This is a genomic window from Marinobacter sp. DY40_1A1 (assembly GCF_016597815.1).
GTDB classification, from domain to species: Bacteria; Pseudomonadota; Gammaproteobacteria; order Pseudomonadales; family Oleiphilaceae; genus Marinobacter; species Marinobacter xiaoshiensis.
The window spans coordinates 13,269-25,055 of record NZ_VCHA01000009.1 but is presented as its reverse complement, the minus strand read 5'-3'; the positions used below and the strand labels follow the sequence as shown (position 1 = coordinate 25,055).

The following is an 11,787-nucleotide window of genomic DNA, read 5'->3' as shown; positions in this document are numbered from 1 at the left end:
CCCATTCGTCGCCGGCACTGCAAGGTAGGGTTAATGACGGCAGATACTATCACCGCAGCCGATATTCGCATCAATGCTCGCTGGCTGATTCCAATTGAACCCTGCGGAGTGGTGCTTGAGCATCAGGCCGTTATTATTCAGGGCTGCCGGATTGCGGCTGTGTTGCCCACGGCACAGGCAGATCGCGAGTTTCATACGCGAGAGACCATCAACCTTCCCAACCATGTGGTTATGCCCGGGCTAATCAATATGCATGGCCATGCGGCTATGTCGCTGTTTCGGGGCATGGCGGATGATCTCCCCTTGATGACCTGGCTTAACGACCATATCTGGCCTGCAGAAGGCCGTTTTGTGAGTGAACAGTTCATTGCCGACGGCACACAGCTGGCCATGGCGGAAATGCTGCGAACCGGCACAACAACATTTTCAGATATGTATTTTTTCCCAGAGATTGTGGCCCAGATGGCTCATGATACCGGCATGCGCGCGCAAATCTGTTTCCCTCTTCTGGACTTCCCCACCGTATGGGGCGCGGGGCCAGATGACTACCTGAGCAAAGGCGAAGCACTGATCAATGCGTGGAAAGGCGACACCTACATCATGCCCGCCATTGGCCCTCATGCGCCCTATACTGTATCTGACGAACCACTGAGCCGCGCTGTCGCCCTCTCGGAAAAAACCGGCGCTCGCATTCAGCTTCACCTGCATGAAACCGAATTCGAAGTAACAGAGGCTGAGGAAAAGCATGGGCAACGCCCAATCAAACGGCTTGCGAAACTTGGCGTTCTGGGCGTTAAAACCCAGTGTGTTCACATGACCCAGGTCAGCGACTCAGACATTGCTTTGCTTGCGGATTCCGGCACGCATGTTATCCACTGCCCCGAATCCAACCTCAAACTCGCCAGCGGGCTTTGCCCGGTTCACAATCTCATGGAACGCGGCATTAATCTCGCCATAGGCACAGACGGTGCCGCCAGCAATAATGATCTGGATCTGTTCGGTGAAGCCCGAACAGCCGCTATGATAGCCAAGGTCGTTGCCAATGATGCCGCAGCACTTTCTGCTCATCAGGCACTGCAAATGGCCACGCTCAATGGCGCAAAAGCACTCGGACGGGAGCACGAACTGGGTTCGTTGGTGGCGGGCAAGCTGGCAGACATTATTGCCATCGACCTGAGCGATCCTTTTATTCAGCCGGTTTACGACCCTGCGTCTCATCTTGTGTACAGCAACCACGGCCGCGCGGTAACCCATAGCTGGATTAACGGCGTACCTCAGGTACAGGATGGCAAACTGACGCGTATTGACGTGCCGGACCTCATGCTCCGCGTAGAAGAATGGGCTGATAAGATCCGCGAGCAACAGGCTGTCTAACCATATTTCGATAGATTGATCAGGTAGAGCACACAATGACAAACCAGAACGTTGACCGTAACGAGATTGCCAAGTTTGAAGCCTTGGCTAGCCGCTGGTGGGACCCCACCAGCGAGTTCAAGCCTCTCCACGACATTAACCCGTTGCGCCTCAACTACATCGATGAACGCGTCTCCCTCGCGGGTAAGCGGGTGGCAGACATTGGCTGTGGCGGCGGATTGCTATCTGAAGGCATGGCTCTGCGCGGCGCCCATGTAACCGGCATAGACATGGGCGAAGCACCCTTGGCTGTAGCGCGATTGCACGGCCTGGAAAGCGGAATCAAGGTGGACTACAAGCAAATCACCGTGGAAGAACTGGCCCGCGATCCGGAACACGCAGGCCAGTACGATGCCGTTACCTGCTTGGAAATGCTGGAGCATGTGCCTGACCCGGCCTCTGTTATCAAAGCCTGCTCTGCACTGCTAAAGCCCGGTGGGCACCTGTTTGTATCAACCATCAACCGGAATCCCAAATCCTTCCTGTTTGCCATTGTGGGTGCCGAGTACGTGCTGAACATGCTGCCCAAGGGCACGCACGAGTGGAAGAAGTTCATCCGGCCCTCAGAAATGTCAGACCACCTGCGCCATGCCGGCCTGGATGTGCGCGAGCTTACCGGCATGACCTACAACCCAATTACCCGCTCCTACAAGCTGGGCCGGGATGTGGACGTAAACTACCTGATGCACGCCAGGGATACCCGTGAAGACTGAGCAACTATCAACCGTTCTGTTTGATCTGGACGGCACTCTGATCGATACAGCGCCGGATTTCATTCGTTGCCTGAACGAACTGCGCCAAATGGAGGGGCTCCCGGCGCTTCCAGCAGAGCACATACGCCGATCCGTTTCCAACGGAGCCCGGGCCATGGTGCGTGTAGGCTTTGGGCTGGAGCCTGAACATCCGGGTTACCTTGCCAAACACACCGCCTTTCTGGATCTTTACGAAGCGGGCGTTGCCGTTGAAACCCGCCTTTTTGAAGGCATGGATTCTTTGCTTGAGTCGTTGGAGCAGCGAGGAATTCCCTGGGGAATCGTAACCAACAAACCGGTACGTTTCGCCGCCCCCCTGATTCAGGCCCTTGGTCTGGCCAAGCGCTGCGCGTCGCTGGTATGCCCGGATCATGTCACCGATCGCAAGCCTCATCCGGAATCCCTGTTTCTTGCGTGCCAGCAAATTGGTGCAGAACCTGAGCAGGCAGTTTATGTGGGCGATCACGAACGAGACATAGTGGCCGGTCGCAATGCCCGCATGAAAACCATCGCCGTGCGATATGGGTATATCGAAGAGCCGGAAACCGTTGACCTGTGGCAAGCCGACATGATCGCTGACACCGTGAACGATCTCGCAAAGCTGTTACAATAGCGCGCTGCTAGAACGAGCATTTTTAAACTCTGATGAACTCCCAGTCTGCTACGGAGACAGGTTATGCAAGATTACCAGGCACCCGCTGATCTTCTGAAAGACCGCATTATTCTGGTTACCGGTGCGGGCAGCGGAATCGGCCGTACCGCCGCAAAAACCTATGCAGCTCATGGCGCCACTGTCATCCTTGTTGGCCGAACTCTGAGCAAGCTGGAATCGGTCTACGACGAAATCGAGGCGGCCGGCCACCCTAAGCCGGCTATCGTGCCCATGAACTTCGAGGGCGCCGCTGTAAAAGATTACGAAGAACTGGCGATGACTCTGGAAGACAACTTCGGCAAGCTCGATGGCCTTCTCCACAACGCCGGAATCCTGGGTGACCGCAGCCCGGTGGAAATGTACGACCCGGAAATCTGGAACAAGGTCATGCATGTAAACGCCACGGCACCGTTTCTGATGAGCAGGGCAATGATTCCCCTGCTGCGCAAATCCGATGCTGCCTCGGTTATCTTCACGTCCTCTGGTGTTGGCCGTCAGGCGCGAGCCTACTGGGGTGCCTATGCGGTCTCCAAATTTGCAGTCGAAGGTCTGAGCCAGTTGCTAGCCGACGAGTTGGGCGACAAACATAACAATGTACGTGTTAATAGCCTGAACCCCGGTGCAACAAGAACGAATATGCGAGCCCATGCCTACCCGGCAGAAAATCCGCAGCAGAACCCGGCACCGGAAGAACTGATGCCTGTTTATCTGTATCTGATGGGCAGTGACAGCGCGGGCATTAATGGCCAGAAACTGGACGCCCAGCCCAAATAATGGAACTGCTTTTTTATACTACGTCCCAATGTCATCTGTGTGATCTGGCCGAAGCCCTGCTGATCAGCACTCCCATGCCCGTACCGATACCGGTGGATGTGGTGGATATTGCGCAATCAGAAGAGTTGGTAGAGCGTTACGGTACACGAATCCCCGTGCTCCGGCGCAAGGATACCGGGCGCGAACTCAACTGGCCATTTACCCGGGAACAGTTACTCACGTTTCTGCAATGAGGAATTATCTGACATGTTGATGGTTATCTCACCCGCTAAAACCCTCGACTACGAGAGCCCGCTGGCTACGGAAACCTATACCCAGCCCGATTTCCTGGACGATGCCTGCGAGCTGATTGATCAGCTCAAAGAGCTGGAGCCCCACCAAATCAGCAATCTGATGAGCGTCAGCGACAAGCTGGGCCAATTGAATGCCGAGCGCTTTCAGAGTTGGCAAGTTCCCTTCTCTCCAAAGAACGCGCGCCAGGCTGTTCTGGCTTTCAAAGGTGACGTGTATACCAGGCTGGACGCACAAAGCTTCAGTGAGCAGGATTTCAACTTTGCTCAAAAGCATCTGCGCATGTTGTCCGGTCTCTACGGCATTCTTAAACCTCTTGACCTCATGCAGCCCTATCGGCTGGAAATGGGCACAAAGTTTGAGAACAAACGGGGCAAGGATCTGTACGCATTCTGGGGGGACAGCCTTACCCGGGAAATGAATCGCCTGCTGAAGAGCGACGACGAAGTATTGGTGAACCTGGCATCCAACGAATATTTCAAAAGTCTGAAGAAGAAAGACCTTGAAGGCCGGCTAATCACCCCCCAATTCAAGGATTGGAAGAACGGTCAGTACAAGATGATCAGTTTCTACGCCAAGAAAGCCCGCGGCCTTATGTGCCGTTACGCCATCCTGAATCGTATTACCGATGCAAACGACCTCAAGGGATTCGACCTTGATGGTTATTATTTCAGCGAAGACCAATCCGACAAAAATAACTGGGTTTTCCTGCGAGATGAACACTAATCCAGATTAAGCTCGGAGCAAATCATGAACGAAGCAGTTTTTTCCCAGATCGCCATGGTGGTGTTTCTGACAGGCCTTATTGGCTGGATGGGTTTCATTGTGTGGGACCTGGCAAAAAAATCACAGGCCGGAAAGTTTGGTACTATCGCCCTTTTTACAGTATTGGGTGCTGGTGTTTTCGGCTTTATCGTCAAAACCGTGCTCGTAGAAGTTATCCAAATATGAAAGACAAGGATCAAGCCTGATGTGGTTTCGCAATGCCCGCGTTTTCCGTTTTACCAAGCCATTTGATATTTCTGCTGAAGAGTTGGAAGAAAAGCTCAGCGGCGATGCATTCAAACCCTGTGGTCCACAAGAAACCGCTCGCCAGGGCTGGGTTCCACCACTGGGCAAACACGGTGAACTACTTGTTCACAGTGCTAATGGCTATCACCTGATTGCTCTGCGCAAGGAAGAGAAAATCCTGCCTGGGCCGGTAATAAAGGATGCGGTGGAAGAAAAAGCCGAAGCCATCGAGATCGAGCAAGGCCGCAAGGTTCGACGCAAAGAGAAAGAAGAGATCAAAGAGCAGGTTATGCTGGAAATGCTACCCCATGCATTTTCCAAGAACCGACGCAGCTTTGCGTATCTGGCACCGAAAGACGGCTTTATGGTTGTTGATGCAGGCTCCTCAAAACAGGCGGAAGACCTGGCCTCATCACTGCGCAAAAGCCTGGGCTCTCTGCCTGTACGCCCGCCCGCTCTGGAGCAAGCTCCAATCTTTACATTTACTGGCTGGTTGAACGAGTCCATCGACTTGCCTGCCAGTGTGGTTTTAGGCGATGAGTGCGAACTGAAGGATCCTTCCGAAGATGGCGGCGTGGTTCGCTGCAAAGGACTGGATTTGAAAGCGGACGAAATCCGTAACCACCTGAATGCCGGCATGGAAGTGACCAAGCTGGCACTTACCTGGGACGACAACGTATCCTTTGTTCTCGATGAGGAAATGGGCATTCGCCGGCTGAAGTTTGGGGAAACACTTCAGGATCAACTCGATGATGTAGATGTGGATGACGCTGTCGCCAAGTTTGATGCTGCGTTCAGCCTCATGACTCTGGAACTGTCCAAACTGATTCCAGGCTTACTGGAAGCTTTGGGCGGGGAAGATCGTTCCGCCCTCATCGAAGAGTAAGCCTCCAGGCCTCAACCCCACTGAAGCTCTCAGTGAATAGCTTCAGTGGGTATACTTGCCTAACCGCTCTTTTTGCCAATCGTTTTCCGGCTCGTTCAGCACTAACCGTAAATCCATCACTTCTTCTTCAACGTTGTACTTGATTTCAAAACCCAGGTGCTCCGCCAGTTGCAGCATCGGCCGGTTGTCGGCCAGCACATCACCCACCATTTCCACCGTGCCACGGGCACGGCAGTAATCGATCATTTTCTGCATCAGCGCCACACCAAGACCTTCACCCTTCATTTTGTCGTGAACCATTACCGCGAATTCGCATCGCAGGTTATCCGCGTCTGTCCAGGTTCTTACTGTGCCCAGAGTTTCTTCGCCCTCTCCATCCTCTTTTGGCGCGTTTGCGATGAACACCATCTCCCGGTCGTAGTCGATCTGTACCATCTGAGCGACGTCCTCCCGTGAAAAGTGTTTGCGGTACTGAAAGAAACGATAGCGGATAGATTCAGGGGATTGCAGTTCGTGAAACTCACGATGCGACGGCTCATCCTCAGCCAGAGCCGGACGAATGATCACCCGGCGGCCGGATTTGGGCAATACCAGCCATTCTTCAAGCTCCCTTGGGTAGGGCTGAATAATCGGCTGCCCCGGCGCTTCAGACAAATTGATCGCCACATTAACTGCGACAGCGCCCTGATCGTTGAACAAGAGGGGGGATATCTCTAACCCACGAATCTCAGGTATATCGATCACAATCTGGGAGAGGGTTACCAGTGTTTCAGACACCGCTCGTATATCCGTTTCGGGCTTCAGGCTATGCTCCCTTAGAAGCTTGTACATATAAGTACGGCGCAACAACTCCCGGGCAAGAACCATATTGAGCGGCGGCAACGCAATCTGCCGGTCTGTCATTACGTTGACATGGGCACCAGATGCTCCGCAGACTACCAGAGGCCCAAATTGGGCATCTCTGGTTATACCCACGCTGAACTCAATACCGCCAACATGTTGGTAGGAGTGCTGCATGGCAAAGCCGAGAAAACCGCTCTCGGGGAAGTATTCCTGGTACTGCTCCATCAGAAAACTGCAGGCATCAATGATTGCAGCCTCACTGCTAAGCTTCTGCACCGTCGCCTTATGGCGGCGTTGCGCCACGGTCAGTTTTGCAAATGGGTGACAGGCCTGCTCGTGCACTATCGTAACGTCTACCGGGCGGCGCTCAATGGAGAAGGCTTCAAGCACCTCCTCTACATCGTCACAGTAAACCGTCTCAATGGTGTTGATACCGTAATCACGAACCACTTCCCGAGCTTCTTTGCTGGAAAGGTGCAAACGGCCAGAACGCAATGCATTCATGACTACTCGGCGAGTTTTCGTATGGTCCGAGAAATGGTCAGTGAAAGATTCGGGAGTTTCCTTCAGCAAACGCTGGAGCCTCTGGTGCCGCACATGCTGCATGAACGCTACAACGGCTTTTTCCGGATTGAAGAAGGATGGCAATCCCGCACGATAGAACTCATCACGCGCCTCCATGACCGTGCTCTGCCCAAGCCAGCAGGTAAAGATATTCAATCGCGTGCCCTTTGCAGCCTGCACTACCGCATCGGCAATTTGCAGGCTGTCTTCTGTCAAGCTGGGTGCGTACAACACAAGCACGTTGGCTACTTCGGGATCCTTGGCCAGAATTTTTATCGCCTTGCCATAAAGCTCCGGAGATGCGTCGTAGTTAAGGTCGATAGGGTTTTTGCGTGTCCAGTAAGCAGGCAGAAGCTCGGCCAGAGCGCCAATGCTGGCTTCTGACAAACTGGCAAGCTCCCCGCCTAAATCCGCAAGGCGATCTACAGCCAATACACCTGGCCCTACGCCATTGGCCATGATGGCGAGAGTCTCTCTGCGCAGTGGGCGCATCCGCGTGAGCGTTTCCAGAGCATCAAACATTTGCCCAAGACCGTCTACCCGAAGAACACCCGCACGCTGGAGCATGGCGTCGTATATAGGGTCACTGCGTCGGATGCCCGCAGGCAGTTCATGGGTCATCCATTCTGACTCTGGTACTCGCCCGGATTTAACAGCGATGACAGGCTTGGTTCTGGAGGCGACGCGCACGGCAGACATGAAGCGCCGGGCATTGGGAATATGCTCAATGTGCAAGAGAATGGCTTGCGTCTGGGTATCCTGGGCAAGATAATCTATGAGATCGTCGTGATCGATATCCATACCGTCGCCAAGGGTAAGGAAATAGGAAAAACCAACCCCCCGGGCAAAGGCCCAGTCGATCACCGAACTGGCAATGGTGCCAGACTGGCCAACAAAGGCCACACGGCCGGGCAACGTGCCCATGTGCGCATAGGTAGCATTGAGGTTTCTCGCCGGTACCATCAGACCTATCGTGTTAGGTCCCAGCACCCTGATTCCGGTTTCCCTTGCTGCATCACGCACCGAGTACATCAGCGGCTGGCCGGTTTTGCTATGAGTACGGGACATGCCTCCGGTCATCACAATTGCGGTACGCACCCCTGCCTCGCCCAATCGCCTTATGGTTTTTGCAACGGTTTCTGGCGGCGTACACACAATGGCGAGATCTGGCGAGAACTCCATTTTCGATACTTTTCTGACACAGGGCACACCATGGACGTTGTCGTAGTCCTTCTGGTTGACCACTAAAAGCTTGCCCGGGTAGCCGCTGCTCATCAGATTTCGCAACACCATACCACCAAGATTGCCAGCACGTTCCGACGCCCCGATCACAGCGATCGAAGCAGGATTAAATAAACTCTCCAGGTACCGGGTGCTCACGCTATCTCTCCTTGATATGTTGTTAACACTATATTATGCATTGATGAAGCCTTATGAAACGCCTATTGCCCTTATGCGGCTAAAGAAACTCGGCGCTATCGGTTTATCCCTGATAAGATCAAAGAAAATACAAGTATAGCTGGGACGTTTCGAGAATTATGACAACCGCATTTTTTTCTCATGATGATTGCATGAAACACGACATGGGGCCGGAGCATCCCGAAAGCCCAGCTCGCCTCGCAGCCATCATTAGCTATATCGCCGACACTGGCATCGCAGAAAAGCTCGATTGGGTGCGCCCTGAAGAAATTACCCGCGACCAGCTTCTGAGCGTACACCCCGAAAGCTATTTGCAGCAGCTAGACATGATGCAGCCAATGCGGGGTCGGGTCTTCACTGATCCGGATACTGCCATGATGCCTGATACTCTCCGCGCAGCAAGGCTTGCTGCGGGTGCAAATATCCAGGCGGTAGACATGGTTATGAGTAGCCAGGTAACCAACGCATTTATCTGCGCACGCCCCCCCGGCCACCATGCCGAGCGCACCAAGTCCATGGGTTTCTGTTTTTACAACAACGTCGCCCTGGCAGCCATGCGCACGCTCAATTTTCATCATCTTGATCGAGTTGCCATTATTGATTTTGATGTGCATCAAGGTAACGGAACGGTGGACATCGTGAGTGGAGATGAACGCATACTGATGTGCTCCAGTTTCCAGCATCCGCTTTACCCCCACTCCCACGTACATCGCCAAGCTGACAATATCGTGAACATTCCCATAGAGGCAGGTTGCTCTTCCGAAGAATACCGAAAGCGGGTAGAAGCTGGCTGGTTAAAGCGCCTGAACGCCTTCAAGCCTCAGGTAATTTTGATCTCTGCAGGGTTTGATGCCCATCGACTTGATCCGATGGCCGAACTGAATCTGGAAACCGAGGACTATCGCTGGTTGACCGAAACGCTGGCAAGCGTCGCGAACGAGCACAGCAACGATCGTATTATTTCAACGCTGGAAGGCGGCTATCACCTGAAAGCTCTCGCAGAAAGCGTAAACGCCCATTTGGACGTATTGAGTTCGGTTTAGCATCTCTTAACCTGCGCTGGCGCCACCATAGCCGTTAGCTTGCTGCAAGCCAGGGCGTTCGCCCTCTCGCTGCAAGCGTATGGTTGTGCGGCGGTTTTCGCCATAGTTTCTGGATACCGGGTACTGGTCTCCATGAGCCCGTACGGTAATCATGTCGGGGTCTATCCCACGACCTTTGAGGTAGTCTGCCACTACATTAGCGCGCTCCTCAGACAACGCACGATTGTCGATCCGGCTTCCAACACGGTCAGTATGCCCATCGACAAAAACCCGCTCTACCGTAGAATCCGCCATTAAATAGGCAACAATATTGTCCAACAAATCCATATCGGCTTCAGACAGCTTTGCGCTACCGCTGGAAAATGCCACCCGCGAACGACCGATCTGATCGATGTTAACCGGAAGCAAGTTCGCAGCGCATGACCGATAGCGCTGGTATTGCCCGCTGAAGTTGATATTCGATACCTGCACCCGAACCGGGCTGCCGTCGTACCAGGAATCCCTGGTAACTGTGGGCCGCATGCCATCCAGCAGACTTTGGGCAAGAATCACCGCATGCCGGGTTTCAAGTGATACCTGCCGGAGCCCTTCAGACACATCTACCGTGCCTACCGGGCGTGGAGCAACACCCGGTCGCCAAGGTGGTGCCTCAACAAAAAGAGAGCCTCGCCCGGGGCGCATGAGGTGAGATTCGGACTCCAGAAAAAATGACAGTTCTTCCCCGGCACGGTGCCGAAAAACAGCCCGGCCATAGCCGGGAACATCATGCACCAGCGAACACTCGAAAACGGACTCCGCAAGATACCACTGGCTGTTCGATATTCCGGCACCATAGCTTGCAGCCTGGCTTGTCACGGGCAAAAGAATGCCGAGCGCCAGCGTTGCCAATACATTCTGCGATCTTTTTGTGAATGCGAGTGCCATAACAGCCATACCGTTGTTTCACGGATGTTTGGTGGTTTCCTGTTTAACGGCATCAGCGCCATGTTCTTTAATCGACGAGAGGAAAAACAATCACTGACACCTTCTGCTATAATCTGCCAACTTTTTAAGGCACTGCGGAAACCAGACCATGACCGAACAGCTAACTCTTGTGCGCCCCGACGACTGGCACCTCCACGTTCGCGACGGCGATGCTCTGAAGAGCGTTGTACCTGCCACCGCTGCCTGTTTCGGGCGAGCGATCATCATGCCGAATCTTGCTCCGCCGGTAACCAATGCCGCTGAAGCCTCGGCATACCGGGATCGCATTCTGGCAGCAGCCGAAGGGACTGACTTCCGACCACTGATGACGCTTTACCTGACCGAATCCACAAGCCGTCAGGATATTCTGGAAGCAAGCGCCGAGGGTGTTGTTGCAGCCAAGCTCTACCCAGCCGGCGCAACCACTAACTCTGCATCTGGTGTAACGGACATTCGCAATATCTACCCGGTACTGGAAACCATGGAAGAATGCGGCATGCTGTTGCTTGTTCATGGTGAAGTTACTGATGAAGACATCGATATTTTTGACCGGGAAAAGGTGTTTCTCGACCGGGTACTCGCCCCGACGCTAAAAGCCTTCCCTAAGCTCAAGGTAGTGCTTGAGCATATAACCACCGCTGACTCAGCAGAGTTCGTACGGCATTATCAGGGCAATAATCTGGCCGCCACGATTACACCCCAGCATCTGATGTACAACCGGAACCATATGCTCGTGGGCGGCATACGCCCTCATCTTTACTGCCTCCCGATTCTAAAGCGCAATCGCCACCAAAAAGCCCTGAGAGACGCAGTCGCCAGCGGAGACAAGCGATTCTTTCTCGGCACAGATTCTGCCCCCCATGCAAAAGACAAAAAGGAAGCCGCCTGTGGCTGCGCAGGATGCTATTCGGCTTTTGGTGCTATCGGGTTATACGCAGATATTTTTGAAGAGCTTGGCATTCTTGATCAACTGGAAGCCTTTGCCAGTTTTAATGGTGCAGATTTCTATGGTCTTCCACGAAATACAGATACCATTACGCTGGTGAGGGAACCTTGGACGATGCCCGATGAATTGCCCTTGGCGGACGGCACCATTGTTCCGCTGAAAGCCGGTGAAACCATTAACTGGCGCCAGGTATAGATCTACCCCCCAATTCCCTGATAAACGGCCAAGAC

12 protein-coding genes are annotated in these 11,787 nt (G+C 53.6%); 10 read left to right on the top strand and 2 right to left on the bottom strand.

Features of this window, described 5'->3' with window-relative positions; genetic code table 11:
• Positions 1 to 33: 33 nt before the first annotated feature.
• From FFI61_RS17265 to rdgC, 8 genes are all read left to right on the top strand, one after another.
• Positions 34 to 1,374, top strand: coding sequence for a TRZ/ATZ family hydrolase (locus FFI61_RS17265; protein ID WP_200371869.1), 1,341 nt, complete (start codon positions 34 to 36; stop codon positions 1,372 to 1,374).
• Positions 1,375 to 1,409: 35 nt separating this feature from the next.
• Positions 1,410 to 2,126: a bifunctional 2-polyprenyl-6-hydroxyphenol methylase/3-demethylubiquinol 3-O-methyltransferase UbiG gene (gene ubiG / locus FFI61_RS17260; protein WP_200204038.1), complete on the top strand. Its 717-nt coding sequence runs from the start codon at positions 1,410 to 1,412 to the stop codon at positions 2,124 to 2,126.
• Positions 2,116 to 2,778 (top strand): HAD family hydrolase, encoded by a 663-nt coding sequence (locus tag FFI61_RS17255; protein WP_200204036.1) that lies wholly within the window; start codon positions 2,116 to 2,118, stop codon positions 2,776 to 2,778. Before ubiG ends, FFI61_RS17255 begins: the two co-directional genes overlap by 11 nt.
• Before the next feature lie 63 nt (positions 2,779 to 2,841).
• Positions 2,842 to 3,591 carry a YciK family oxidoreductase gene (locus tag FFI61_RS17250; protein ID WP_200371868.1) on the top strand — a complete coding sequence of 250 codons (750 nt, stop codon included), beginning with the start codon at positions 2,842 to 2,844 and terminating at the stop codon, positions 3,589 to 3,591.
• On the top strand, positions 3,591 to 3,824 hold the full coding sequence (locus FFI61_RS17245) for a glutaredoxin family protein (RefSeq protein ID WP_200371867.1): 234 nt from the start codon (positions 3,591 to 3,593) through the stop codon (positions 3,822 to 3,824). The genes FFI61_RS17250 and FFI61_RS17245 overlap by 1 nt, the downstream gene beginning before the upstream one ends.
• A 13-nt stretch (positions 3,825 to 3,837) precedes the next feature.
• Entirely contained in the window at positions 3,838 to 4,608 is a 771-nt protein-coding gene (gene yaaA, locus FFI61_RS17240; RefSeq protein WP_200371866.1) for a peroxide stress protein YaaA, read from the top strand.
• Positions 4,609 to 4,632: 24 nt separating this feature from the next.
• Entirely contained in the window at positions 4,633 to 4,833 is a 201-nt protein-coding gene (locus FFI61_RS17235; RefSeq protein ID WP_200204027.1) for a DUF2788 domain-containing protein, read from the top strand.
• Positions 4,834 to 4,852: 19 nt separating this feature from the next.
• Positions 4,853 to 5,779, top strand: a complete 927-nt coding sequence (gene rdgC, locus FFI61_RS17230) for a recombination-associated protein RdgC (RefSeq protein ID WP_200204025.1) — start codon at positions 4,853 to 4,855, stop codon at positions 5,777 to 5,779.
• Positions 5,780 to 5,821: 42 nt separating this feature from the next.
• Here rdgC and FFI61_RS17225 read toward each other — a convergent pair whose 3' ends face one another.
• Positions 5,822 to 8,566: a GNAT family N-acetyltransferase gene (locus FFI61_RS17225; RefSeq protein ID WP_200371865.1), complete on the bottom strand. Its 2,745-nt coding sequence runs from the start codon at positions 8,564 to 8,566 to the stop codon at positions 5,822 to 5,824.
• A 158-nt stretch (positions 8,567 to 8,724) separates the two neighbouring features.
• On the opposite strand from FFI61_RS17225, the gene FFI61_RS17220 reads away from it, so the two are divergent.
• Positions 8,725 to 9,648, top strand: a complete 924-nt coding sequence (locus FFI61_RS17220; RefSeq protein ID WP_200204020.1) for a histone deacetylase family protein — start codon at positions 8,725 to 8,727, stop codon at positions 9,646 to 9,648.
• 6 nt (positions 9,649 to 9,654) lie between these two features.
• Here FFI61_RS17220 and FFI61_RS17215 read toward each other — a convergent pair whose 3' ends face one another.
• Positions 9,655 to 10,572 carry a flagellar protein MotY gene (locus FFI61_RS17215; RefSeq protein ID WP_200204017.1) on the bottom strand — a complete coding sequence of 306 codons (918 nt, stop codon included), beginning with the start codon at positions 10,570 to 10,572 and terminating at the stop codon, positions 9,655 to 9,657.
• A gap of 148 nt (positions 10,573 to 10,720) precedes the next feature.
• On the opposite strand from FFI61_RS17215, the gene pyrC reads away from it, so the two are divergent.
• Positions 10,721 to 11,752 carry a dihydroorotase gene (gene pyrC / locus FFI61_RS17210; RefSeq protein WP_200204015.1) on the top strand — a complete coding sequence of 344 codons (1,032 nt, stop codon included), beginning with the start codon at positions 10,721 to 10,723 and terminating at the stop codon, positions 11,750 to 11,752.
• The last annotated feature ends 35 nt before the right edge of the window (positions 11,753 to 11,787 follow it).